We start from the raw sequence: 24113 nt of genomic DNA, 5'->3' as shown, positions 1-24113 counted from the left end.
GAAAACCAATGAGTATTAGGAAATTCAAACCTACTTCCCCTGCCAGAAGACAGATGAGCGTGTCAACATTCGAGGAAATCACTAAAACAGAACCTGAAAAATCATTAGTGGTAAGCCTAAATAAGAACAGCGGAAGAAACTCACAAGGTAGAATCACTATCCGTCATAGAGGCGGTGGTGCAAAGAAAAAATACAGAATGATCGACTTTAATAGATCCAAGGACGGTATACCTGGAAAGGTAGCAGCCATTGAATACGATCCAAACAGAACTGCTAATATTGCCCTGATCAACTATGTTGACGGCGAGAAGAGATATATATTGGCACCACATAACATCAAGGTTGGAGACGTTATTGAATCCGGCGAAAACGCAGACATCAAGATCGGAAACGCTCTTCAGCTTAAGGACATCCCCGTTGGTACAACAGTGCACAACGTAGAGCTTAAGCCTGGAAAAGGCGCTCAGCTTGTAAGATCAGCAGGAGCAAGTGCTCAGCTAATGGCTAAAGAAGGCAAAATGGCACAGCTTAAGCTTCCTTCAGGCGAATTCAGGCTGGTACCTGTTGAATGCCGTGCGACTATAGGTCAGGTTGGAAATATCGATCACGAGAACATCACAATAGGTAAAGCCGGAAGATCAAGACATATGGGAATAAGGCCAACCGTAAGAGGTTCAGCCATGAACCCTGTTGATCACCCACACGGTGGTGGAGAGGGTAGAGCACCGATCGGTATGCCTGCACCAAGTACTCCATGGGGCAAGCCTGCTCTTGGATACAAGACAAGGAAGAAGAACAAGAGCTCAGATAAATATATCGTAAGAAGAAGAACGAAATAGTACTTCTGAAAGGAGGAAAAAACATGGGCAGATCCCTTAAAAAAGGACCATTTATCGACGGACATCTACTTAAAAAAGTAGAGGAGCTTAACAAGACTAACGACAAGAAAGTTATAAAGACCTGGTCACGTCGTTCAACTATATTTCCACAAATGGTAGGACATACCATAGCAGTACATGACGGAAGGAAGCACGTCCCCGTATACGTAACAGAGGATATGGTAGGACACAAGCTGGGAGAATTTGTACCAACCAGAACTTTCAGAAGTCACGTGGACAAGAATGAAAAATCATCTGGAGTAAGAAGGTAAATCGAAGGGGGTTAGAAAAGTGGAAGCTAAAGCTATAGCTAAATATGTTAGGATTTCTCCTTTGAAGGTAAACTTCATATGTGCTGAAATCAGAGGCAAGCAAGTGGACGAAGCTCTCTCGATCCTGAAGTTTACACCTAAAAGAGGTGCAAAGGCTCTGGAGAAGGTATTGAATTCCGCTGTTGCAAACGCTGAAAACAACTTCAACATGGATAGAGAAAATCTTTATGTTTCAGAGGCTTATGCCAACGAAGGACCAAGGATGAAGAGATTCAGACCTAAAGCAAAGGGTATGGCATATCCTATCATAAAGAGAAGCAGTCACATTGGAGTAGTTGTCAAAGAACGCGAGTAGAAAAGGAGGGAAAGTTAATGGGTCAAAAAGTTAACCCGCACGGTCTCAGAGTCGGCATAATCAAGGATTGGGATTCAAAGTGGTATGCAGACAAGAAGACCTTCAATGAGTATCTGGTAGAAGACTTTAAAATCCGTGAATATATCAAGGAAAAGCTTTATATATCAGGCGTATCCAAGATTGAAATAGAAAGAGCAGCCAACAAGATAAAAGTTACCGTATTTACAGCTAAGCCGGGAATGGTAATAGGCAGAGGCGGAGCAGGAGTTGAGGAGCTTAGAGTCGCTGTTGAGAAGATGACAAAGAAAAGCGTCGTCGTCAACGTTGAAGAAATCAAAGTTCCAGAGCTGGACGCTCAATTGGTAGCAGAGAACATAGCTTCCCAGCTTGAGAGAAGGGTAACCTTCAGAAGAGCGATGAAGCAGGCTATCCAAAGAACTATGAGATCCGGAGCAAAGGGAATCAAAACTGCTGTTGCAGGGAGACTTGGTGGGGCTGATATGGCAAGAACGGAAGGCTACAGTGAGGGTACTATTCCTTTGCAGACACTTAGAGCAGACATTGATTATGGATTTGCAGAAGCCAACACAACTTACGGAAAGCTTGGAGTCAAGGTATGGATTTATAAAGGAGAAGTTCTTCCTACTAAAAAAGTAGAAAAGCATGCAGTTGAGATAGCAACCGTAGAATAATTATTGCCGTAGGAAGGAGGAAAGTTGAAATGTTAATGCCTAAAAGAGTTAAATATCGAAGAGTTCATAGAGGAAGAATGAAGGGCAAGGCAATGAGAGGAAACACCATTACCTATGGTGAGTTCGGACTTCAGGCACTTGAACCTGCATGGATCACTTCCAACCAAATAGAGTCAGCAAGACGTGCTATGACAAGGTACGTAAAGAGGGGCGGGAATATATGGATCAAGGTGTTCCCTGACAAGCCTGTTACTGAAAAACCAGCTGAGACTCGTATGGGTTCCGGGAAAGGATCACCTGAGTACTGGGTAGCAGTAGTCAAGCCAGGCAGAATATTGTTTGAAATGGGTGGCGTAACAGAGGAAGATGCAAGGGAGGCTATGAGACTTGCAGCTCACAAACTGCCTATAAAGACAAAATTCGTAACACGTGAAGAAACGCAAGATAAGGGTGGTGAAGCTAATGAAAGCTAAAGAAATTCGCCAAATGTCAGAGCAGGAATTAAACACAAAACTAATGGATTTAAAGTCAGAGCTTTTCAATTTGAGATTTCAATTGGCTACAGGTCAATTAGATAACCCCATGAGAATAAGTTCGGTTAGAAAAGATATCGCTCGTGTGAAAACCATCGTACGAGAAAGAGAATTATCCGTAAGGAAGGAGGTTTAATCTCTAAATGGAAAGAGGAAATCGTAAAGTTAAAATCGGTACAGTTGTAAGTGACAAGATGGATAAGACAGTTGTCGTTGCCATAGAGACATTTGTTACTCACCCGATGTATAAGAAGCAGGTAAAGAGAACGACCAGATTCAAAGCCCACGATGAGAATAATGAATGTGCTGTCGGGGATAAGGTTCAAATAATGGAGACTAGACCACTTAGCAGGGATAAGAGATGGAGAGTAGTCGAGATTATTGAAAAAGCCAAATAGGACTTATTGCGAAGGGAGGTATTCAAATGATTCAAACCGAAAGCCGTATGAGAGTCGCTGATAATTCTGGAGCAAAAGAGCTTTTAGTTATCAGAGTTCTTGGCGGAACCAATAAAAAGTATGCCAGTGTAGGAGATATAGTAGTTTGTGCGGTCAAAAGCGCAACACCTGGCGGGGTTGTAAAAAAAGGACAAGTTGTTAAGGCTGTTGTAGTCAGAACAAAGAAGGAAGTAAGAAGACAAGACGGAACTTACATCAAATTTGACGATAATGCAGCTGTTATTATAAAGGAAGATAAGAATCCAGTAGGAACCCGAATATTTGGGCCGGTTACAAGAGAACTCAGAAGAGGAAACTACATGAAGATCATATCATTGGCACCGGAAGTACTATAGAAGGAGGTGTAGAGCATGCACGTTAAAAGTGGAGATACCGTTGTAGTAATATCAGGAAAAGATAAAGGCAAGACTGGCAAGATATTAAGGGCTATGCCTAAAGAAAATAGAGTAGTTGTTGAAGGCGTAAACATTGTAACTAAGCACAAGAAGACTGCCGGACCTACAAAACCGGGCGGGATCGTGAAGTTCGAGGCACCTTTGAACGTATCCAAGGTAATGATATATTGCCCCAAGGACAAAACAGGAGTGCGTGTAGGCCATCAGATCCAGAAGGACGGAACAAAGGTAAGAGTCTGCAAAAAGTGCGGAGAAGTACTTGACAAATAATCAATGTAGAGAGGAGGTAATGGAATGACTTCCAGATTAAAAGACAAATATCAAAATGAAGTAATAAGTGCCTTGATGGAAAGGTTTAATTATACGAATGTCATGGAAGTACCAAAGCTTGAAAAGGTCATCATAAACATGGGACTTGGAGAAGCCAGGGACAACCCAAAGGTTCTTGAATCAGCTGTAAAGGAGCTTGAAATCATAACCGGACAAAAACCTGTCGTGACTAAAGCTAAGAAATCCATAGCTAACTTTAAGCTTAGAGAAGGTATGAAGGTAGGAGCTAAGGTTACCTTAAGAGGTCAAAGAATGTATGAGTTCCTTGACAAGCTTATGAACATTGCTCTTCCAAGGGTTAGAGACTTCAGAGGTGTCAGCGACACATCCTTCGACGGAAGAGGAAACTATGCGCTTGGAATTAAAGAACAGCTAATATTCCCTGAGATCGAATACGATATGGTTGACTCAATCAGAGGACTTGATATTGTAATCGTAACTACAGCTAAGACTGATGAAGAGGCTAGAGTATTCTTAGAGAAAATGGGAATGCCCTTTAGAAAGTAAAAGAGGAGGGGAAAATCTTGGCAAAGAAATCGATGGTTGCTAAACAACAAAGAAAGCAAAAGTTTAGCTCACAAGAATATAGTAGATGCAAGCTATGCGGAAGACCTCATGCCGTATTGAGAAAATATGGCATATGCCGTATCTGCTTCAGAGAATTAGCTTATAAGGGTCAAATCCCTGGAGTGAGAAAAGCCAGCTGGTAATTCTAAGGTTATGAAAGGAGGTAACAAAACATGATGACAGATCCAATCGCGGATATGTTAACGCGTATAAGAAACAGCAGCAATGCTAAGCATGATTCAGTAGATGTTCCTGCTTCCAATATAAAGAAAGAAATTGCCCAAATCCTTCTAAGCGAAGGCTTTATAAAAGGATTTGACGTGATCGAAGACGGCAAGCAAGGTATTATTAGAATAGATTTGAAATACGGCAAGAACAGTGAGAAGGTAATAAGCGGGATCAAGAGGATTTCCAAGCCAGGACTTAAGGTTTATGTGAAGAGCGACGAGATCCCAAGAGTGCTTGGCGGCCTTGGAATTGCTGTATTATCCACATCTAAAGGTATAATGACTGACAAGCAGGCTAGAAAAGAAAATGTGGGTGGAGAAGTAATTTGTTACGTTTGGTAATAATTACTAGATTATTGGAACAGGAGGTGCACTCATGTCAAGAATAGGTTTAAAGCCAATTAATCTGCCAAGCGGAGTAGAAATCAAGATAAACGACGGAAACTTCGTTGAGGTAAAGGGTCCAAAAGGACAGTTATCTGAGCAAGTAAGCCCTGAGATGGCTATTACAATAGAAGACGGCGTACTGAATGTATCCAGACCGTCAGAGACAAAGAAGCACAAGTCCCTTCATGGATTGACAAGGACATTGATATCAAACATGATCGTTGGGGTTACTGAAGGTTATTCAAAGACACTGGATATAGTTGGTACAGGATATAGAGCTGCAAAGAATGGGAATAAGCTGGTTCTAACACTAGGCTATTCACATCCGATAGAGCTTGAGGATCCAAGCGGAATAGAAGTAGAGGTTCCTGCACAAAACAAGATAATTGTTAAGGGAATAAATAAGCAGCAGGTTGGAAACTACGCGGCTAAGATCAGAGATTACAGAAAGCCTGAGCCATATAAGGGCAAGGGAGTCAAGTACTCTGATGAGGTTATCAGACGTAAGGTTGGAAAAACAGGTAAGTAGAAGGGAGTGAACAGATTTGCTTAAGAAAATAGATAAGAACAAGACCAGAAAGGTTAGACATACCAGAGTAAGGCAAAAAGTTTATGGCACTCCTGTGAAACCAAGACTGAACATATATAGAAGCGGAAGCCATATATATGCACAGATCATTGATGACGTTGCAGGCCACACCTTGGCTGCTGCATCGACCCTGGACAAAACTTTGGACCTTGCCTCAACTAAGAATAAGGAAGCTGCAAAGGTTGTTGGACAGACAATCGCAAAAAGAGCTCTTGAGAAGGGCATCGAAGAGGTTGTCTTCGACAGAGGCGGCTATCTGTACCATGGAAGAGTAAAAGAGCTTGCTGACGGAGCAAGGGAAGCAGGACTGAAATTTTAGTAGAAGGAGGGGAATAAATGGAACGTTTGTATATAGATGCAAGTGAATTGGATTTGAAAGAAAGAGTTGTCAATATTAACCGTGTAACAAAGGTTGTTAAGGGCGGAAGAAACTTCAGATTCAGCGCATTAGTAGTAGTTGGAGACGAAAATGGTCATGTAGGCGTTGGAATGGCTAAAGCCATGGAAGTTCCTGAGGCGATAAGAAAAGCGATCCAGGATGCTAAGAAGCACGTTATAGAGATACCGTTGGTAGGAACCACTATCCCTCACGAAATTACTGGAATCTACGGAGCAGGAAGAGTTCTGTTGAAGCCGTCAAAAGAGGGTACTGGAGTTATTGCAGGCGGAGCAGTTCGTGCTGTTTGCGAGCTTGTAGGTATCAGAGATATCAGAACCAAATCACTTGGTTCAAACAACCCGAGAAACGTAGTTAACGCAACATTGGAAGCCCTTAAGGGACTTAAGAAGGTAGAGGACGTTGCTAAACTAAGAGGAAAAACCATAGAAGAAATACTAGGTTAGGGGGGAAGGAAATGACTATGATCAAAATCAAATTGGTTAAGAGTCTCATCGGGAGACCTGAAATCCATAGAAAAACAGTCAAAGCCCTTGGATTAAGGAAGATCGGTCAAGTAGTGGAAAAGAATGATACCCCTCAAATCAGAGGTATGATACATCAAGTAGACTACATGGTTGAAGTAATAGACTAATAAAGGAGGTGTACCAATTGAAACTGAATGATTTAAGACCAAACGCCGGTGGTGGGTCCAAACCCAAAAAGAGACTTGGACGTGGAATCGGATCAGGACTTGGTAAAACATCTGGTAAGGGACACAAAGGCCAAAATGCAAGATCAGGCGGTGGAGTAAGACCTGGTTTTGAGGGTGGCCAGATGCCTTTGTTTAGAAGAATGCCAAAGCGTGGTTTTACCAATATTTTCGCTACTGAATACGCGATCGTGAATCTTGAAGATTTAAATAGATTTGAAGAAAATACAGTTGTTACTCCTGAGCTGCTTTTTGCAGAAGGGATCGTTAAACCAGGAAAAGCTAAGGATGGGGTTAAGGTCCTTGGGGATGGAGAATTGAGCGTCAAATTGACAGTTCAGGCACATAAATTCAGCAAAACCGCCGCTGAGAAGATCGAAGCCGCGGGGGGAAAGGTTGAGGTGATTTAGATGCTTTCAACCTTAAGGAATGCATGGAGAGTGCCGGACATAAGAAAAAAGCTGATATTCACGGTGTTGATGCTTTTAGTAGTTAGACTTGGAGCAGCTATACCTGTACCTTTTATGAATAAGGATATCATCAGCAGCATTTTCAACAGCAGTCAAGGTGGGATCCTTCAGTTCCTGGACATGATGGGAGGGGGAACCTTCAGCAGCTACAGTATATTCGCTGCAAACATCTATCCATACATTACAGCATCGATCATCATACAGCTATTGACCATCGCGATCCCTAAGCTTGAGGAGCTTGCTAAGGGAGGCGAGGAAGGTAAAAAGAAGATCAATAGATACACAAGATATGGTGCCATAGTATTGGCAGCTGTTCAAGCCAGCGGATATACCTTTGGATTGTTCAGACAAGCCTTGGAAACGACAAATATCATGCAGACAATAATAGTAATACTATCCATGGTGGCTGGTACTGCATTTCTTATGTGGATTGGGGAGCTTATATCGGAGAGAGGAATTGGAAACGGTATATCACTTCTGATCTTCATAGGAATCATCTCAAGACTTCCATCTGATATCATCAACTGGATCAGACTGGTAAGCATAGGACAAATGAGCGCGATCACGCTTATACTTTTCGGAGTGGTACTGCTTGCAATCATAGTATTCGTAGTTGCATTGCAAGAAGGTGAAAGAAGGATACCGGTCCAGTATGCAAAAAGAGTGGTAGGTAGAAAAATGTACGGCGGACAAAGCACTCATATACCTATAAAGGTATTGATGGCTGGGGTAATCCCCGTAATATTCTCTTCATCATTACTGGCACTTCCACAGACACTGGCACTGTTCTCACAAGGGGGAGTTACCCAGTGGATAGAGAAGTATCTGACACCTTCAGGGAACGTTGGAATTTGGATATATTCAATACTAAATATACTGTTGATAGTGTTCTTCACATATTTCTATACAGCAGTCCAGTTCAATACTGTTGAGTACTCAAAGAACCTGCAGCAGCATGGAGGCTTCATCCCAGGCATCAGACCCGGAAGGCCAACCTCAGATTATCTCAACAAGGTAGTCAATAGAGTAGTTTTCGTTGGAGGTATATCACTGGCTATACTGGCGACACTTCCGACTGTAATGTCGAAGGTGTTTGACATGAATATCAACTTTGGCGGAACTGCAATAATAATAGTAGTCGGCGTTGCACTGGAAACTATGAAACAGATCGAGTCTCAGCTATTGATGAGACATTACAAAGGATTCTTGAAATAGACTATAGGAGATGATTACATGAGATTAGTATTACTAGGTCCTCCTGGGGCAGGTAAGGGTACTCAGGCATCAGCTATAGTAGAAAAATACAAAATACCCCACATTTCCACAGGGGACATATTCAGAGCGAATATAAAAGAAGGTACAGCACTTGGCAAGGAAGCCAAGTCCTATATGGACAAGGGACTTCTTGTTCCTGACGAGCTGGTTGTTTCGATCGTTAAGGACAGGTTGCTGAAGGACGATTGTACAAAAGGATTTTTGCTCGATGGTTTTCCAAGAACGGTAAACCAGGCAGAGTCATTGGATTCCGAACTCAGCAAAATGGGTATCGAATTAGACAGAGTTATTAATATAAACGCAAATGCTGAAATACTGATTGAGAGAGCGGTTGGAAGGAGAATATGCAGGGAGTGCGGAGCTACCTACCATATCAAATTCAATCCTCCCAAGGTTGAAGGTGTATGCGACAAGGATGGAGGAGAACTCTATCAAAGAGATGACGACAATGAGAGTACGGTTTCTACGAGGATAAATGTTTACATGGAGCAAACTCAACCGCTTATAGATTACTACGGCGACAAGGGTCTTCTGTTGGACGTTGATGGAACACTTGAGATAAGTACCGTGTTTGAACTCATCACCGAAGCACTGGATAACTAGAAGAGGTGAATACAATGGATTCAACTGCTGACATATCCATCGGACAGGTGGTAAAGTCAAGAGCTGGCCGCGACAAGGGAAGGATCTTCCTTGTTTATGGGATAGCTGATGAGCAGTACGTCTATATAGTGGACGGAGACCTCAGAAGGCTTGACAGCCCAAAGAAAAAGAAGATCAAGCACTTGATAGTGTTCAACACTGTGCTTCCCGAATTCAAGGAAAAGATAGAAAACAGCGTTAAGATTAACAACTCATATATTAGAAAGATATTGGAACCTTTCAATAAGAGTTTCTAAACGTTCTGAACAGGAGGTTCGAAATCCAATGGCTAAAAAAGAAGACGTCATCGAGGTTGAGGGTACTGTGGTGGATGCGCTGCCAAATGCCATATTCAAGGTTAAACTTGAAAATGGTCATGAAATTTTAGCCCATATCTCCGGCAAACTGAGGATGAATTATATCAGGATATTGCCAGGGGACACCGTAACCGTGGAGCTTTCTCCCTACGATTTGACAAGGGGCAGAATAACCTGGCGAAACAAGTAGCATAGGAGGGATTATTGTGAAAATCAGACCATCCGTAAAAAAGATGTGTGAAAAATGCAAGATAATAAAAAGAAAAGGACGAGTAATGGTTATCTGTGAAAATCCTAAACATAAACAAAAGCAAGGCTAATGGAAGATATTGATAATAGGAGGTGTAGAAGTTAATGGCTAGAATTGCAGGCGTGGACTTACCAAGAGAAAAACGCGTTGAAGTTGGCTTGACATATATTTTCGGCATTGGCAGAACAAGGTCAAATGAGATCCTTAAGAAAGCCGGAGTAAATCCTGACACCAGAGTAAAGGATCTTACTGAGTCTGAGGTTTCCAACCTTAGAGCAATTATTGACACCTATCATGTAGAGGGTGACCTTAGAAGAGATATCGCACTGAACATAAAGCGTCTCAAGGAGATCAACTGCTACAGAGGCTTAAGGCATAAGAGAGGGCTTCCGGTTAGAGGTCAAAGGACCAAGACTAATGCAAGGACCAGAAAAGGCCCTAGAAGAATTGTATCCAAGAAGAAGTAGGTAAAGGAGGGGAATTAAATGGCACCTAAAAAAGGTAAAGCAACTCGTGTGAGAAGAAGAGAGCGTAAGAACATCGAGAGAGGTCAGGCTCACATTTCTTCATCATTCAATAATACAATGGTAACTTTGACAGACATGCAGGGAAATGTTATTTCTTGGGCAAGCGCTGGTCAATTAGGCTTCAGAGGGTCAAGAAAATCCACTCCGTATGCCGCTCAACAGGCAGCTGAGGAAGCAGCCAAAAAAGCTATGGAACATGGACTAAAGATCGTTGAGGTATTCGTTAAGGGACCTGGTTCAGGAAGAGAAGCTGCAATAAGGTCACTTCAGGCATCAGGACTTGAGGTAAGCATGATAAAGGATGTTACCCCAATCCCACACAACGGCTGCAGGCCGCCGAAGAGAAGAAGAGTTTAATAGGAGGTGTAGATAGATATGGCAAGATATACTGGCCCAGTATGCAGGTTGTGCCGAAGAGAGGGGACAAAGCTGTTTCTTAAGGGAGACAGATGCTATACGGACAGATGTGCTTTGAACAAGAGAAACTTTGCTCCTGGTCAGCACGGTACGTCCAGAAAGAAAGTAACCGAGTACGGCATGCAGCTAAGGGAGAAGCAAAAGGTTCGTAGATTCTACGGGATCTCAGAATCACAAATGGCCAAGTACTTCGACATGGCTGACAAGATGAAAGGTATAACAGGTGAGAACCTGTTTAAGATATTGGAGTCAAGACTTGATAACGTAGTTTACAGAATGGGCTTTGCATCCTCAAGAGCTGAGGCAAGACAGCTAGTAACTCACGGTCACTTCCTACTAAACGGCAATAAGGTAAACATCCCTTCACTGTTGACCATAGCAGGAGATGTTGTCGAAGTTAAGGAAAAAAGCAGGGGAAGCGAGAAGTTCAAGGCACTTGTGGAAAACCACAATGGCAATACAGTACCCTGGATAAATGTTGACCTTGAGAAGATGAGAGGTACAATTGTGGCTGAATCCACAAGAGCAGACATAGACCTCCCAGTGGAAGAGCACTTGATTGTCGAGCTTTACTCGAAATAATAGATAGACAATATCAGTTGCCCTCGTCCGTTAGAAAACCAAAAGCCAAGGAGGGTTATGATTAATGATTGAAATTGAAAAGCCCAGAATTGAAATCATCGAATTAAGCGAAGATGGAAGCTACGGGAAATTTGTTGTAGAGCCTCTTGAGAGGGGCTATGGAACAACTCTTGGCAACTCATTGAGGAGAGTATTATTGTCATCTCTCCCCGGAGCTGCTGTGTCATCAGTAAAGTTCCAGGGCGTATTGCATGAATTTGCAACAATACCCGGAGTACTTGAGGACGTTCCTGAAATCATACTCAACATCAAGGAAATTGCTGCTAAAATGTACACAGAAGAGCCTGTAACTATGATCATAGATGCTGAAGGACCTCAGGTTGTAACAGCAGGAGACATAGCTACAGGGATGGATGTTGAAATAGTAAACAAAGATCAATACATTGCCACTGTCAATGAGGATGGAAGGCTTTATATTGAGCTGGAGCTAATAAGAGGAAGAGGCTATTCCATAGCTGAGAAGAATAAGAAGGACAGTCAGCCTGTTGGGGTTATTCCAGTGGATTCATCCTTCACACCAGTAACAAAGGTAAACTACCACGTGGAAAACACAAGAGTTGGTCAGATAACCGACTACGATAAGCTTGTCCTGGAGGTATGGACCAATGGTACTATGAGTGCTGACGAGGCCACTTCTTTGGGAGCAAAGATCCTTACTGAGCATCTTAACCTATTCATCGGTCTTACTGAGCATGTAGGCGACGTAGAGATCATGGTGGAAAAGGAAGAGGACAAGAAGGAAAAGGTTCTTGAAATGACAGTCGAAGAGCTCGATTTGTCAGTAAGGAGCTACAACTGCCTTAAGAGAGCAGCAATTAACACTGTTGAGGAGCTCACACAGAAAACTGAGGACGACATGATGAAGGTAAGGAATCTGGGTAAGAAATCCCTTGAGGAAGTCCAGAGAAAGCTTGCTGAGTTGGGTTTGAGCCTAAAGAGCAGTGATGAGTAATCATAGCAAGAAGGAGGGATTAATGTGACAACTTTAAGAAAGCTGGGTCGTCCCACTGCCCACAGAAAAGCAATGCTTAGAAACCAGGTTACTTCATTGCTTAGGGAAGAGAGGATAGAAACCACAGTTACAAGAGCAAAAGAAACGAAGAGAATGGCCGAAAAGATGATCACTCTTGGCAAGAGGGGAGATCTTCACGCAAGAAGACAAGCATTGGCCTTTATATATGATGAAGACGTAGTAAAGAAACTTTTTGATGAAATTGCTCCCAAGTATGCCGAGAGAAAAGGCGGCTATACAAGAGTTATCAAAGCAGGTCCACGCCGCGGAGACGGAGCAGAGCTGGCAATATTGGAATTGGTGTAGATTGTGGGGGATTAAGTTGAAATGCTTAGTCCCTTTAGCTTTCACCATCTTTTTTCCAACAATGAATCCAAAATTGAAATAAGGGTATCCATATGGTATATTGGATAAGGAACAGAATAATCGATTGAGGTAGCGTCATGAACGAAGATATAATGATAAAAATTGAAAATGTCAGCTATGAGTACAGCTCCTATATTGACGAAAGCATCCAGCTGGCTGTCAAGGACCTTAGCCTGGAGGTCAAGAGAGGCGAATTTCTCGCAGTTCTTGGGCATAACGGCTCAGGTAAATCCACTCTTGCCAAGATGATCAACGGGCTTATCCTGCCATCAAAGGGCAATGTGTTTGTGAATGGCATCAACACAAGGGATGAAGAACGGATATGGGACATAAGATCTACTGCGGGGATGGTTTTTCAGAATCCTGACAATCAGATAGTCGCAACCATTGTCGAAGAGGATGTGGCCTTCGGACCAGAAAACCTTGGGATACCGCCAGCAGAGATCCGCAAGAGGGTTGATGACGCTCTTGAGGTAGTAGAAATGTCAGAGTATAAAAGACATGCTCCCCATCTTCTTTCCGGAGGACAGAAGCAAAGGGTGGCAATAGCTGGCATACTCGCAATGGAACCTGACTGCATAATTTTTGATGAACCAACGGCAATGCTTGATCCGGTTGGTCGCCAGGAGGTATTGGATACTGTTAAAAAGCTCAACAAGGAGAAAAACAAGACTATAATCCTGATAACACATTTTATGGATGAAGCAGTTGAAGCCGACAGGATACTTGTATTGAATGAAGGCGAATCTGTAATGCTTGGGACTCCAAATGATATATTCAGAAAGGTAGATCTCCTAAAATCTATGGGTTTGGACGTACCCCAGGTAACCGAGCTGGTATATGAGCTGAACAAAGAAGGTTATGACTTCAGAGACGACATTCTCTCAGTCGAGGAGCTGGTGGACATATTATGATAATTGAAATAAAGAATCTTAGCTACGTATATAATCCAGGGACCCCTTTTGAGAAAAAGGCACTTGACGATATCAGTCTTGGAATTGAAGAGGGAGAGTTCATTGGGCTTATCGGTCATACCGGATCAGGGAAATCAACTCTCGTTCAGCATCTCAATGGACTTATTAAGCCAACATCCGGAGAAATAATTATAGATGGAGACAGCCTTTCTGACAAAAGCACCAAACTTAAGAATATAAGACAGAAGGTTGGCTTGGTATTTCAATACCCGGAGCATCAGCTGTTTGAAGAGACCATATACAAGGACATAGCCTTTGGACCGAAGAATCTTGGACTGTCACAGGAAGAAGTGGACGAAAGAGTCAGGCATGCTATGGATCTTGTAGGTCTTGATTTCGAGGAGCTGAAGGATAGATCCCCGTTCGAGCTGTCAGGTGGGCAGAAGAGAAGGGTGGCCATAGCTGGTGTTGTGGCGATGAAGCCAAAAGTACTTGTTCTGGACGAGCCTACAGCAGGATTGGATCCCAAGGGCAGAGATGATATACTCGATGAGATCAGGACATTGTATGAGAAAGAAAATATCACAATAATACTCGTTTCCCACAGCATGGAAGACATTGCGAGGTTGGTTAACAGGATATTTGTCATGCACAGAGGAAGGCTCGCCATGGATGGATCGCCAAGAGAAATATTCGGAAGATCTGACGAGCTTGAGGGTATGGGCTTAGGCATACCCCAGATTACTAAATTCATGAAAAAATTCAAGGCATCCGGACACGATGTCAAGGATGATGTGCTGACTATTGAAGAAGCCAAGGTCGAGATATTGAAATATTTGAGAGGTAAGAAGGATGCTTAAGGATATCACTATAGGTCAATATTTCCCGGGAACGTCACTTATACATAAGCTTGATCCCAGAGTCAAGATAGTGGTGACGGCACTTTTTATTGCATCCCTTTTCTTCATATCCAAGTTTTATCCGTATATTTTCATAGTCCTATTCATTGCTGCAGTCATAAAAACTGCAAAGCTCCCTGTTAAGTTCATTTTAAAGGGGCTAAGACCCTTGATGTTCATAATACTTATCACCTTTGCAATTAACCTGTTTATGACCAAGGGAGAGGTGCTTTTTGAGCTTGGCCCGCTTACTGTAACCAAGGAGGGACTTAGACAGTCTGTGTTTATGGCCTTAAGGCTTGTTTTCCTTATAACAGGAACATCATTGTTGACCTTGACCACGTCTCCAATTGCTCTAACAGATGGTATAGAAAGACTATTGTCCCCATTTAAGAAAATTGGATTGCCTGCACATGAGCTTGCAATGATGATGACAATCGCTCTGAGATTCATACCGACTTTGTTGGAGGAGACCGACAAGATAATGAAGGCACAAATGGCAAGAGGTGCTGATTTCGAATCTGGAAACATCCTTAATCGCGCCAGGAATCTCGTTCCCCTATTGGTACCATTATTCATAAATGCCTTCAGACGGGCAGATGATCTTGCGACTGCAATGGAAGCAAGATGCTATAGAGGCGGGGATGGCAGAACGAGGCTTAATGAACTTAGCTTTAAAAACATGGATTATGTGGTTCTTACCGGTATGACAGCATTCTTTGGTATCCTAATAGCCACCAGATATCTGGGGTGATCAAATGAGAAACATAAAGCTGGTATTGGAGTATGACGGGACGGCATATAATGGATGGCAATATCAGGAGAACGGCGTTTCTGTGCAGCAGAAGATCGAGGAAGCGATCCTTGCAGTCACTGGAGAGATGATATCAGTAAAAGGCTCCGGAAGAACTGATGCCGGAGTGCATGCGCTGGGTCAGGTCGCCAATTTTCATACAGGTTCTACGATACCGGGTGATAAATTCAAGTTTGCTCTGAATAATGAGCTTCCTGATGACATCAGGGTAATAGATTCACAGGAGGTGGATATGAGCTTTCACTCAAGGTTCAGTGCTACCCATAAGCGATACAGGTATAGAATCTATACTGGTGAGGTGGAAAGACCGATGTTTAGAAATTTCTGCTATCACTTCAAGTATCCACTGGATATTGATATTATGAGGTACGCAGCAGAACACTTCATAGGCAGTCACGACTTCAAGTCCTTCAAGGGGAGAAGGAGCATAACCAAAACAACTGTCAGAAAAGTTAACAGGATAGATATCAGGCAAAAGGGAGAAATGGTTGATATTTGGATCGATGGCGACAGTTTTATGAGAAATATGGTAAGAATAATGGTTGGTACCTTGGTGGAGATTGGAAATGGGCAGAGAGATAAGGATTCCATCCCATGGATACTCGAGCAAAGAGACAGAAACTGTGCAGGTCACACTGCTCCTGCAAAGGGATTATTCTTAGAAAAAGTTTTTTACGAGTAAATAGGCTGTTGACAAGCTAATTAGGTTGTATTAGAATGTATAAGAGTGTGTAAGAAGAAGCCCGGAAACTTCTTATTAACACCTTGAAAAAAGTTGTTGTAAGGAGGGAAACAGATGAAAAGCTACATGGCAAAAGCCAATGAAATCGAAAGAAAATGGTATATAATCGACGCTGAAAATAAAGTGTTAGGTAGATTAGCCACTGAGATCGCTACGATTCTGAGAGGTAAGAATAAACCTATATATACACCGTATGTAGATACTGGTGACTTCGTTATCGTCATCAATGCCGATAAGGTGAAGTTGACAGGGAAGAAACTGGATCAGAAAAATTACACTTATCATACAGGATATCCCGGAGGATTGAGACAGATTCCATACAGAAATCTGATTGTCAAGAATCCAGAGAAGATCATCGAGCTTGCAGTAAAGGGTATGTTGCCAAAGAACAGCCTTGGAAGAAGCATGTACAGAAAATTGAAGGTATACAGAGGCACTGAGCATGGACATGAAGCTCAAAAGCCGGAAGTATACGAATTTTAATCTGGTAGGAAGGGAGGACTGTAAATGGCTGCAATACAATTTATCGGAACAGGAAGAAGGAAGACATCTGTTGCAAGAGTTAGATTGATTCCTGGAAACGGGAAGATGACTATAAATGGAAGAGATATTGACGAGTTTTTCAACTATGAGACTCTTAAGGTAATAGCTAAGGAGCCTTTGACAATAAGTGATACCGTGGACAAGTACGATGTAAAGGTCACCGTACATGGAGGCGGATTTACAGGTCAGGCAGGAGCTATTAGACATGGAATCGCAAGAGCCCTTCTACAGGCGGATGGAGAGCTGAGACCTTTACTTAAGAAGGCTGGGCACCTCACAAGAGATCCAAGAATGAAGGAAAGAAAGAAATATGGACTTAAGAAAGCAAGAAAAAGTCCACAGTTCAGCAAGAGATAATTGGAAGCACCGGAAAACCGGTGCTTTTCTTTTTTAGGTAATGAAGCAGATTTGAAACTGTTTCAAATTTATCCACTGTGGATTGTGGATAATGTGGATAATGTGGGAAAATAAATGCCCTGGTCAAATTTGGTCAGGGCATCGCTTATATCAAGGCTTTGTGTGCATCCTTAAGTTGACTGATGATCGAAAGCTGCTGTGGACAGATCGCTTCACATTCTCCACATTCAACACAGGAAAGTGAAGAGGCTCCTTTCTCTACATAGCCTTTGTATGATGATTTCGACTGGTCAACAGTCTCATATACCGTAAGATTATTGTACAGCTCAAATATTCCAGGTATCCGAACTCCGGCTTTACAGGGTTGACAATACTCGCATCCGGTACACCCAACGGCAATCCTGCTCTCGAAGAAGGATTTAAGATAATCCACTGCCTCAAGCTCAGATTCCGACAAAGGAGTATTATCAGAATAAATTTTGATGTTTTCCTCCACCTGTTCCATGCTTGACATTCCGCTGAGAACAACCTTGACACCATCCAGCTGCTGCAGCCATTTAAGGGCAAGCTCTGCAGCAGTCCTTTCAGAAGCTTTGCTCTCAATAGCTTCTTTTGACTTTTGAGGAATATTTGCCAGTTTCCCTCCCTTTAGGGGCTCCATTACGACAACATCTATTCCTTTGTTTTTCGCATACATCAATCCTTCAAGTCCTGCCTGATATCCTGTGTCCATATAGTTCAGCTGGATCTGGCAGAAGTCCCAATCGTAAGAATCTATTATTTCCTTGAATACTTTAAGATCGTCATGAAATGAGAACCCGATATTTTTTATTTTACCTGAAGACTTCGCTTCATGGATGAAATCGAATACTTCAAGCTCAACGATTTTTTTCCAGGATTCTGCATCAAGGGAGTGGAGAAGATAAAAATCAAAGTAATTTGTCCGTAAATTAACGAGCTGTTCATCCAAATATTTTATGAAGTCATCATATTTTTTGACGAGCCAGACAGGGCTTTTTGTCGCGAGATATACCCTTTCCCTCAATCCGAGGGACAGTACCTGACCTACAAAATCCTCAGATTTCCCGCCATGATAGGGGTAGGCCGTATCGATGTAGTTTACACCATTTTCGATCGCATACTTAAGAAGCTTTTCCGATTCCTCAAAATCTATCCTTGAATTATCTCCTCCCACCACTGGAAAGCGCATACATCCATAACCTAATAGTGAAACATTTAACTTTTCACTGGTAATCTCACGGTATTGCATATAAAAACCTCCTTATGTATAATGAAATCATACTACCCGCTACAGCACTGAATTAGCTTATCTTTTAGGTTTCTCAGTTTAGAGGAGACCTTAAGGGGTAGAATTAGTGTAGCATATTGAGATTATAACACAACAAATGGGAAGGAGTGATTAAATGGACGCAAAAAAAACCCCGCTTTATGAAGAACACGTCAAGCTGGGGGGGAATGTTGTCGATTATGCCGGTTGGTTTTTACCGGTGGAGTACAAGGGATTAGTTCCTGAGCACCAGGCAGTTAGAAACGCTGTGGGATTGTTTGATGTATCCCACATGGGAGAAATCACTGTCAAGGGCAAGGATGCACTGGCCTTTGTTGATTACCTGGTTTCAAACGATGTAACCAAGCTGGTCGACAACCAAATCATCTATACACATTTTTGCAACCCTGAGGGAGGAGTCGTCGATGACCTTCTGGTTTACAGATTCGGCGAAGAAGATTTCTACCTGGTAGTTAATGCTTCAAACACCGACAAGGACTATAAATGGATACTTGCTAACAAGGGAGACTTCGATGTCGCGACCGAAAACATTTCCGACACAGTAGGTGAGTTGGCTATCCAGGGTCCGATGGCACAAAAGGTTCTCCAAAAATTGACCGATTTTGATCTTTCACAAATCAAGTTTTTCTTCCTTGAAAGGAACGTATCTGTTGCAGGTGTCGATTGTATGGTTTCAAGGACTGGATATACCGGAGAGGACGGATTTGAGATCTATACAGACAACACAGGGATAGTCAAGGTCTGGAATGCTATCCTTGAAGCTGGCAAGGACGAGGAGATCATGCCTTGCGGGTTGGGATGCAGGGACACCTTGAGGTTCGAAGCTTCGCTGCCTCTTTACGGGCATGAATTCGACGACACCATATCACCATTGGAGGCTGGATTTAAATACTTCGTCAAGCTTGACAAGGTATCAGACTTTATTGGAAAGGAAGCTCTGAACAAACAATGGAGCGAAGGCCTTAAGCGCAAGCTGGTGGGCTTTGAGATGATCGACAGGGGAATAGCAAGAGAAGGATATGAAATCTATAAAGACGGAGAGAAGATAGGCCATGTAACCACAGGCTACATGAGTCCGACTTTAGGTAAGATCATAGGCAATGCTCTTGTGAAATCTGAGTACACTGAGCTTGGTACTGAGCTTGATATAAAGATCAGAAACAAATTTGCCAAAGCGAAGGTAATAAGCAAAAAATTTTTGAATAAGAAAAAATAGGAGGGTTCAAATATGAAAGTTGCAAAGGGGTATCATTACACTAAGGATCATGAATGGGTAAAGGTCGAGGGAGATCTTGCATTTGTAGGGATTTCAGACTATGCGCAGCATCATCTTGGAGACATAGTTTATGTTGAGCTTCCAGAGGTCGATGATGAATTTGAAAAGGGAGAGGCATTTGCAGCTGTTGAGTCAGTTAAGGCAGCGTCAGACGTTTATCTGCCAGTTGGCGGAAAGGTTGTAGAGGTAAATGAAGAACTGGTTGATGATCCGGCACTTCTTAATGCAGATGCTTTCGAAAACTGGATGATCAAGATAGAGATAGCTGACAAGGCTGAGCTTGATGAATTAATGACAAGTGAGGATTACGAAAAGTTTTTAGCTGAGGAGGTATAATATGCATCCCTATATACCCAATACACCTGAGGATATCCAGGAAATGCTCAAGGCCATTGGCCTTGAAAGCGTAGACCAGTTGTTTGAGGATATCCCGAAAGAGGTCCACATGGACAGGGAGCTTAACATTCCCAAATCCAAAAGCGAGCTGGAGGTAGTGTCATACATTAAGAGCCTGGCTGACAAGAACTGTTCAATGACAAAACTGACAAGCTTTTTAGGTGCAGGCGCATATGACCACTATATCCCATCGGTTGTGAACCATATAATATCAAGAAGTGAGTATTATACTTCCTATACACCATACCAGCCTGAAATAAGCCAGGGAACTCTCCAGTATATATTCGAGTTCCAGACACTTATTTGTAATCTGACTGGAATGGATGTTGCAAATGCTTCTTTGTATGACGGAGGAACAGCTGTTGTTGAGGCTGCGCTTATGGCGGCAGCATACTCAAAGAAGGACGAAATAATAATATCCAAATCAGTTAAACCTGATGCAAGAAAGATCCTTCACACATATGCCCATGTTCAGAATTTGAAGGTCATCGAAGCTGACATCAAGGATGGAGTGACTGATATCGAGGCCCTGGAAGGTCTGGTAAATGACAATACAGCTGCAGTTATAGCACAGAGCCCTAACTTTTTTGGTATAATCGAAGATCTGAAGGCACTTGGAGAAGTTGCTCACAAAGGCAAGAAAACTACATTTGTAGCGTCAGTTGACCCAATATCCCTTGGCATCTTGAAGAAGCCTGGTGACCTGGGAGTTGACGTTGTGGTTGGCGAAGGACAATCGATGGGTATACCAGTAAGCTTCGGAGGCCCATACCTTGGATTTATGGCTGTAAAGAACGACTATATTAGAAAGCTTCCCGGAAGGATCGTCGGTCAAACAGAGGACCTTGACGGCAAGAGATCATTCGTTCTTACACTAACGGCAAGAGAGCAGCATATCAGAAGAGAAAAAGCGACATCAAATATCTGCTCTAACCAGGGATTAAACTCACTGGCAGCTACTGTCTATATGGTTACTCTCGGAAAGGAAGGCTTGAGAGAGGTAGCTATGCAGTCAACCAAGAAGGCTCATTATGCTTTCGAGCAACTGACAAAGTCAGGAAAATACAAGCCTATGTTCGATAAACCATTCTTCAAGGAGTTTGCAGTAGTTTCAGACAAGGATCCTATGGATATTAATAAAGCCCTGAGAGCTGAGAATATGATCGGCGGCTATGACCTGGGCAAGGAGTATCCTGAAATGAAGGGCGGTATCCTATATGCAGTCACTGAGAAGAGAACGAAGGAAGAAATTGATAGGCTGACTGGCGTATTGGAGGGGATATAATGAGAAAATACGATAAATTGATATTCGAACTTTCCAAACCAGGAAGGAAAGCTTATATGCTTCCGCCGCTTGATGTGGAGGACAAGGAGCTTGGCAGCCTTATTCCAGATGACTTCGTCAGTAAGGAGGAGCTGAAGCTTCCTGAGTTAACTGAGGTTGATGTCATAAGACATTACACAAATCTATCCAACAAAAACTATGGAGTCGATACGGGATTTTATCCGCTGGGCTCCTGTACAATGAAATACAATCCAAAAATTAACGAGGATACTGCAAGATTCGATGGCTTTGCAAATCTTCATCCTCACCAGTCAGAGGACTGTATCCAGGGATCTCTGCAATTGCTTTATGAGCTGGAAAAGTATCTGTGTGAAGTTGCCGGAATGGATAGAATGACCTTACAGCCAGCGGCCGGTGCACATGGAGAGTTGACTGGAATAATGCTGATAAAAGCATACCATGAGAAGAGAGGAGATCTTAATAGAAACAAGATCATAGTTCCGGACTCTGCTCACGGCACTAACCCTGCTACTGCAGCTATGGCCGGCTATAAGATAGTTGAGATCAAATCCACTAAAGACGGACTGGTTGACCTTGATGCCCTTAAAGCAGCTGTTGGTGAAGATACTGCAGGCTTGATGCTTACAAATCCAAATACTCTTGGTATATTTGACAAAGGTATTCTGGAAATAGCGAAAATTGTTCATGATGCTGGCGGATTATTGTACTATGACGGTGCAAACGCTAATGCTATTATGGGCCACGCAAGACCTGGTGACATGGGCTTTGACGTAGTACACTTCAACCTTCACAAGACATTCTCAACTCCACATGGTGGAGGAGGACCTGGTTCAGGACCTGTAGGGGTCAAGAAGGAACTGGTTGAATTCCTTCCTGTTCCAATGGTGGAAAAGGAAGGGGAAAGATATTTCTTCGACTATGACTATCCAAATACCATAGGTAAGGTAAAGGATTTCTACGGACACTTTGGTATTCTTGTAAGAGCATTCACCTACATCCTGACATTGGGTGGTGATGGTCTTAAGAAGGCTTCCGAAATGGCTGTTCTTAATGCAAACTATATTATGAGTCAGCTGAAGGATCACTATTATCTGCCGATAGATACTATATACAAGCATGAATTTGTCCTTGGCGGCTTGAAGGATACCCTAAGCGAAGTAACTACCTTAGATATTGCCAAGAGATTGCTGGATATGGGATACCATCCGCCTACGATCTACTTCCCGCTGATCATAAACCAGGCGCTTATGATAGAGCCTACCGAAACTGAGAGCAAGGAGACTCTTGATGAGTTTATCCAAGCCATGATAAAAATAGCCGAGGAAGCAGAAGCGGATCCTGAGATGGTCAAATCAGCACCTCACGACACAGTAGTACGAAGACCAAACGAAGTAAAGGCTGCCCGTGATATAATCGTCAAATATGAAGGGTAGGTGTACCGTTTGACAAAAAGAATTGCTATAATCGGTGCCGGGCCTGGAGGCTACGTCGCTGCAATAAGGGCTGCACAGCTGGAAGCCCAGGTTTATCTTATAGAGAACAGGGAAATAGGAGGAACTTGTCTCAACAGAGGCTGCATACCGACAAAAACTTATTTTCGAAATGCTCAGATATTGTCAGATCTCAGGAATTCACATGAGTTTGGCATTAAGGTGGATGGCTTCAGTCTTGATGGGAAGGCATTGCTTGAAAGAAAAAACAAGGTAGTAAACGACCTGGTCAGCGGCATTGAGCGGCTGATCGGTTCTTACCAAAATATTGAACTGATACAGGGTAAGGCATCCTTTAAGGATAAGAACACCCTTAACGTACAGCTTAATGGGGGTGGCTCCAAGGAAGTAGAGGCTGACAATATAATAATTGCAACAGGCTCATTTCCCCAGATGACTGAGACAAAAGGTATAGACCTTCCGGGCGTGATCACTTCAGACGATCTTCTGGAGCTGGATCATGTACCTGAAACACTTATAGTTGTTGGCGGTGGAGTAATAGGACTTGAGTTTGCAAGCATTTACAAGGAGTTGGGTTCTCACGTAATACTTCTGGCATCCAGGATACTGAAGGATGGAGACAAGGAGATAGCTAAAAGACTGACTCCTATGTTGAAGAAGCAGGGGATCGAAACTTATGTCGACATCAGGGCAAAGGAGATCACAAAGGACGGCGAACATCTGAAGGTGGTCGCACGTTATAAGGAAAAGGACGAGGAAATTGAAGTAATTGGCGATTATGTACTGATAGCATCTGGCAGAGCCCCTTTGGTTGAGGGATTAAACCTGGAGGGAATCGGAGTAGAATTCTCGGGACGAGGCATCAAAGTCAACGACAGCTATGAGACTACTGTACCAGGGATATATGCTATTGGTGATGTAAATTCCAAGGGGATTCAGCTGGCTCATGTTGCATCATCACAGGGCGAGTATGTCGTTGAAACCATAATGGGTCATAAGCCCGATTTAAACCACGAGCACTGGCCTGCATGCGTATTCACAATGACTGAGGTTGCCCAGGTTGGATTCACAGAGGAGCAGCTAAAGGAGAAGGGCATAGACTACAGATCGAGCAAATTCATGTTCTCAGCCAACGGCAAAGCTCTATCCTTAGGGGAGACAGACGGGATAGTAAAAATCCTTGCATCCAATGAAGACAACAGGATATTGGGGGTACACATCATCGGGCCTCATGCAAATGACCTGATACACGAGGGTGCACTGGCAATATCGAACAACATGGATGTATCTGCAATCAAGCGTACGATCCATGCACATCCAACCCTGTCAGAGGCTTTTTTTGAGGCAGCATTGGGCTTGGATGAGGCTGCTATCCATATAGCGCCAAAAAAGAAAAGAAGAGGTTGAGAAAGAAGCA

39 protein-coding genes are annotated in these 24113 nt (G+C 42.9%); 38 read left to right on the top strand and 1 reads right to left on the bottom strand.

Features of this window, described 5'->3' with window-relative positions:
- Nucleotides 1-8 precede the first annotated feature (8 nt).
- The 33 genes from rplB to rpsI all read left to right on the top strand — a co-directional run bounded on the left by rplB (nucleotide 9) and on the right by rpsI (nucleotide 16958).
- Entirely contained in the window at nucleotides 9-839 is an 831-nt protein-coding gene (gene rplB / locus EC328_RS08850) for a 50S ribosomal protein L2 (protein WP_128426455.1), read from the top strand.
- Nucleotides 840-862: 23 nt separating this feature from the next.
- Complete coding sequence (gene rpsS / locus EC328_RS08845) at nucleotides 863-1150, top strand: 30S ribosomal protein S19 (protein ID WP_128426454.1); 288 nt, start codon at nucleotides 863-865, stop codon at nucleotides 1148-1150.
- Nucleotides 1151-1169: 19 nt separating this feature from the next.
- Nucleotides 1170-1505 carry a 50S ribosomal protein L22 gene (rplV, locus tag EC328_RS08840; protein WP_128426453.1) on the top strand — a complete coding sequence of 112 codons (336 nt, stop codon included), beginning with the start codon at nucleotides 1170-1172 and terminating at the stop codon, nucleotides 1503-1505.
- A 17-nt stretch (nucleotides 1506-1522) separates the two neighbouring features.
- Nucleotides 1523-2197 (top strand): 30S ribosomal protein S3, encoded by a 675-nt coding sequence (gene rpsC / locus EC328_RS08835; RefSeq protein ID WP_128426452.1) that lies wholly within the window; start codon nucleotides 1523-1525, stop codon nucleotides 2195-2197.
- 29 nt (nucleotides 2198-2226) lie between these two features.
- Nucleotides 2227-2670 (top strand): 50S ribosomal protein L16, encoded by a 444-nt coding sequence (gene rplP, locus EC328_RS08830; protein ID WP_128426451.1) that lies wholly within the window; start codon nucleotides 2227-2229, stop codon nucleotides 2668-2670.
- A complete protein-coding gene (gene rpmC, locus EC328_RS08825) occupies nucleotides 2660-2866 on the top strand; it encodes a 50S ribosomal protein L29 (RefSeq protein ID WP_128426450.1) in 207 nt (68 codons plus the stop codon). Before rplP ends, rpmC begins: the two co-directional genes overlap by 11 nt.
- Before the next feature lie 7 nt (nucleotides 2867-2873).
- Entirely contained in the window at nucleotides 2874-3128 is a 255-nt protein-coding gene (gene rpsQ, locus EC328_RS08820; RefSeq protein ID WP_128426449.1) for a 30S ribosomal protein S17, read from the top strand.
- 26 nt (nucleotides 3129-3154) lie between these two features.
- Nucleotides 3155-3523 (top strand): 50S ribosomal protein L14, encoded by a 369-nt coding sequence (gene rplN, locus EC328_RS08815; protein ID WP_128426448.1) that lies wholly within the window; start codon nucleotides 3155-3157, stop codon nucleotides 3521-3523.
- Between the two features lie 15 nt (nucleotides 3524-3538).
- Nucleotides 3539-3853, top strand: coding sequence for a 50S ribosomal protein L24 (gene rplX / locus EC328_RS08810; protein WP_128426447.1), 315 nt, complete (start codon nucleotides 3539-3541; stop codon nucleotides 3851-3853).
- A gap of 24 nt (nucleotides 3854-3877) precedes the next feature.
- Nucleotides 3878-4420 (top strand): 50S ribosomal protein L5, encoded by a 543-nt coding sequence (gene rplE / locus EC328_RS08805; protein WP_128426446.1) that lies wholly within the window; start codon nucleotides 3878-3880, stop codon nucleotides 4418-4420.
- A gap of 17 nt (nucleotides 4421-4437) precedes the next feature.
- Entirely contained in the window at nucleotides 4438-4623 is a 186-nt protein-coding gene (locus tag EC328_RS08800) for a type Z 30S ribosomal protein S14 (RefSeq protein ID WP_128426445.1), read from the top strand.
- A gap of 30 nt (nucleotides 4624-4653) precedes the next feature.
- A complete protein-coding gene (rpsH, locus tag EC328_RS08795; protein ID WP_128426444.1) occupies nucleotides 4654-5049 on the top strand; it encodes a 30S ribosomal protein S8 in 396 nt (131 codons plus the stop codon).
- A gap of 34 nt (nucleotides 5050-5083) precedes the next feature.
- Nucleotides 5084-5623: a 50S ribosomal protein L6 gene (gene rplF / locus EC328_RS08790; RefSeq protein WP_128426443.1), complete on the top strand. Its 540-nt coding sequence runs from the start codon at nucleotides 5084-5086 to the stop codon at nucleotides 5621-5623.
- Between the two features lie 16 nt (nucleotides 5624-5639).
- Nucleotides 5640-6002, top strand: a complete 363-nt coding sequence (gene rplR / locus EC328_RS08785) for a 50S ribosomal protein L18 (RefSeq protein ID WP_128426442.1) — start codon at nucleotides 5640-5642, stop codon at nucleotides 6000-6002.
- 17 nt (nucleotides 6003-6019) lie between these two features.
- Nucleotides 6020-6526, top strand: coding sequence for a 30S ribosomal protein S5 (gene rpsE / locus EC328_RS08780; protein ID WP_128426441.1), 507 nt, complete (start codon nucleotides 6020-6022; stop codon nucleotides 6524-6526).
- A gap of 11 nt (nucleotides 6527-6537) precedes the next feature.
- Nucleotides 6538-6714: a 50S ribosomal protein L30 gene (rpmD, locus tag EC328_RS08775; protein WP_128426440.1), complete on the top strand. Its 177-nt coding sequence runs from the start codon at nucleotides 6538-6540 to the stop codon at nucleotides 6712-6714.
- A 17-nt stretch (nucleotides 6715-6731) separates the two neighbouring features.
- Entirely contained in the window at nucleotides 6732-7181 is a 450-nt protein-coding gene (rplO, locus tag EC328_RS08770) for a 50S ribosomal protein L15 (RefSeq protein WP_128426439.1), read from the top strand.
- Nucleotides 7182-8456: a preprotein translocase subunit SecY gene (gene secY, locus EC328_RS08765; protein ID WP_128426438.1), complete on the top strand. Its 1275-nt coding sequence runs from the start codon at nucleotides 7182-7184 to the stop codon at nucleotides 8454-8456.
- An 18-nt stretch (nucleotides 8457-8474) separates the two neighbouring features.
- Entirely contained in the window at nucleotides 8475-9119 is a 645-nt protein-coding gene (locus EC328_RS08760) for an adenylate kinase (RefSeq protein WP_128426437.1), read from the top strand.
- Nucleotides 9120-9133: 14 nt separating this feature from the next.
- Nucleotides 9134-9415 carry a KOW domain-containing RNA-binding protein gene (locus EC328_RS08755; RefSeq protein WP_128426436.1) on the top strand — a complete coding sequence of 94 codons (282 nt, stop codon included), beginning with the start codon at nucleotides 9134-9136 and terminating at the stop codon, nucleotides 9413-9415.
- 28 nt (nucleotides 9416-9443) lie between these two features.
- Nucleotides 9444-9665, top strand: coding sequence for a translation initiation factor IF-1 (infA, locus tag EC328_RS08750; protein ID WP_128426435.1), 222 nt, complete (start codon nucleotides 9444-9446; stop codon nucleotides 9663-9665).
- Between the two features lie 16 nt (nucleotides 9666-9681).
- Complete coding sequence (gene rpmJ / locus EC328_RS08745) at nucleotides 9682-9795, top strand: 50S ribosomal protein L36 (protein WP_128426434.1); 114 nt, start codon at nucleotides 9682-9684, stop codon at nucleotides 9793-9795.
- A gap of 34 nt (nucleotides 9796-9829) precedes the next feature.
- Entirely contained in the window at nucleotides 9830-10192 is a 363-nt protein-coding gene (gene rpsM / locus EC328_RS08740; protein WP_128426433.1) for a 30S ribosomal protein S13, read from the top strand.
- An 18-nt stretch (nucleotides 10193-10210) separates the two neighbouring features.
- Entirely contained in the window at nucleotides 10211-10609 is a 399-nt protein-coding gene (gene rpsK, locus EC328_RS08735; protein ID WP_128426432.1) for a 30S ribosomal protein S11, read from the top strand.
- 18 nt (nucleotides 10610-10627) lie between these two features.
- Nucleotides 10628-11251: a 30S ribosomal protein S4 gene (rpsD, locus tag EC328_RS08730; RefSeq protein WP_128426431.1), complete on the top strand. Its 624-nt coding sequence runs from the start codon at nucleotides 10628-10630 to the stop codon at nucleotides 11249-11251.
- Between the two features lie 64 nt (nucleotides 11252-11315).
- Nucleotides 11316-12263: a DNA-directed RNA polymerase subunit alpha gene (locus EC328_RS08725; protein WP_128426430.1), complete on the top strand. Its 948-nt coding sequence runs from the start codon at nucleotides 11316-11318 to the stop codon at nucleotides 12261-12263.
- 24 nt (nucleotides 12264-12287) lie between these two features.
- Nucleotides 12288-12629: a 50S ribosomal protein L17 gene (gene rplQ / locus EC328_RS08720; protein WP_128426429.1), complete on the top strand. Its 342-nt coding sequence runs from the start codon at nucleotides 12288-12290 to the stop codon at nucleotides 12627-12629.
- 152 nt (nucleotides 12630-12781) lie between these two features.
- Nucleotides 12782-13603, top strand: a complete 822-nt coding sequence (locus tag EC328_RS08715) for an energy-coupling factor transporter ATPase (protein ID WP_206363970.1) — start codon at nucleotides 12782-12784, stop codon at nucleotides 13601-13603.
- Nucleotides 13600-14463, top strand: coding sequence for an energy-coupling factor transporter ATPase (locus tag EC328_RS08710; RefSeq protein WP_128426427.1), 864 nt, complete (start codon nucleotides 13600-13602; stop codon nucleotides 14461-14463). The genes EC328_RS08715 and EC328_RS08710 overlap by 4 nt, the downstream gene beginning before the upstream one ends.
- Nucleotides 14456-15256 (top strand): energy-coupling factor transporter transmembrane component T family protein, encoded by an 801-nt coding sequence (locus tag EC328_RS08705; RefSeq protein WP_128426426.1) that lies wholly within the window; start codon nucleotides 14456-14458, stop codon nucleotides 15254-15256. The genes EC328_RS08710 and EC328_RS08705 overlap by 8 nt, the downstream gene beginning before the upstream one ends.
- A gap of 4 nt (nucleotides 15257-15260) precedes the next feature.
- Nucleotides 15261-15998, top strand: a complete 738-nt coding sequence (gene truA / locus EC328_RS08700; RefSeq protein WP_128426425.1) for a tRNA pseudouridine(38-40) synthase TruA — start codon at nucleotides 15261-15263, stop codon at nucleotides 15996-15998.
- Between the two features lie 114 nt (nucleotides 15999-16112).
- Nucleotides 16113-16541 (top strand): 50S ribosomal protein L13, encoded by a 429-nt coding sequence (rplM, locus tag EC328_RS08695; protein ID WP_128426424.1) that lies wholly within the window; start codon nucleotides 16113-16115, stop codon nucleotides 16539-16541.
- Between the two features lie 24 nt (nucleotides 16542-16565).
- On the top strand, nucleotides 16566-16958 hold the full coding sequence (gene rpsI, locus EC328_RS08690; RefSeq protein WP_128426423.1) for a 30S ribosomal protein S9: 393 nt from the start codon (nucleotides 16566-16568) through the stop codon (nucleotides 16956-16958).
- Nucleotides 16959-17103: 145 nt separating this feature from the next.
- On the opposite strand, the gene EC328_RS08685 is transcribed toward rpsI, so the two are convergent.
- Nucleotides 17104-18228, bottom strand: coding sequence for an aldo/keto reductase (locus EC328_RS08685; protein WP_128426422.1), 1125 nt, complete (start codon nucleotides 18226-18228; stop codon nucleotides 17104-17106).
- A 154-nt stretch (nucleotides 18229-18382) separates the two neighbouring features.
- On the opposite strand from EC328_RS08685, the gene gcvT reads away from it, so the two are divergent.
- The 5 genes from gcvT to lpdA are packed head-to-tail and all read left to right on the top strand — an operon-like array spanning nucleotide 18383 to nucleotide 24103.
- Nucleotides 18383-19483, top strand: coding sequence for a glycine cleavage system aminomethyltransferase GcvT (gene gcvT / locus EC328_RS08680; protein ID WP_128426421.1), 1101 nt, complete (start codon nucleotides 18383-18385; stop codon nucleotides 19481-19483).
- A 12-nt stretch (nucleotides 19484-19495) separates the two neighbouring features.
- The gene (gcvH, locus tag EC328_RS08675; protein WP_128426420.1) at nucleotides 19496-19879 is read left to right on the top strand and encodes a glycine cleavage system protein GcvH; all 384 of its coding nucleotides are present in this window, start codon (nucleotides 19496-19498) and stop codon (nucleotides 19877-19879) included.
- Nucleotide 19880: 1 nt separating this feature from the next.
- On the top strand, nucleotides 19881-21224 hold the full coding sequence (gcvPA, locus tag EC328_RS08670) for an aminomethyl-transferring glycine dehydrogenase subunit GcvPA (protein ID WP_128426419.1): 1344 nt from the start codon (nucleotides 19881-19883) through the stop codon (nucleotides 21222-21224).
- Nucleotides 21224-22678 (top strand): aminomethyl-transferring glycine dehydrogenase subunit GcvPB, encoded by a 1455-nt coding sequence (gene gcvPB / locus EC328_RS08665; RefSeq protein ID WP_128426418.1) that lies wholly within the window; start codon nucleotides 21224-21226, stop codon nucleotides 22676-22678. The genes gcvPA and gcvPB overlap by 1 nt, the downstream gene beginning before the upstream one ends.
- A gap of 9 nt (nucleotides 22679-22687) precedes the next feature.
- Nucleotides 22688-24103 carry a dihydrolipoyl dehydrogenase gene (gene lpdA, locus EC328_RS08660; protein WP_128426417.1) on the top strand — a complete coding sequence of 472 codons (1416 nt, stop codon included), beginning with the start codon at nucleotides 22688-22690 and terminating at the stop codon, nucleotides 24101-24103.
- The last annotated feature ends 10 nt before the right edge of the window (nucleotides 24104-24113 follow it).

Source organism: Gudongella oleilytica (genome assembly GCF_004101785.1).
GTDB lineage: Bacteria > Bacillota > Clostridia > Tissierellales > Tissierellaceae > Gudongella > Gudongella oleilytica.
The sequence above is the reverse complement of the archived record's forward strand: the minus strand, read 5'-3'. Positions and strand labels throughout refer to the sequence as shown.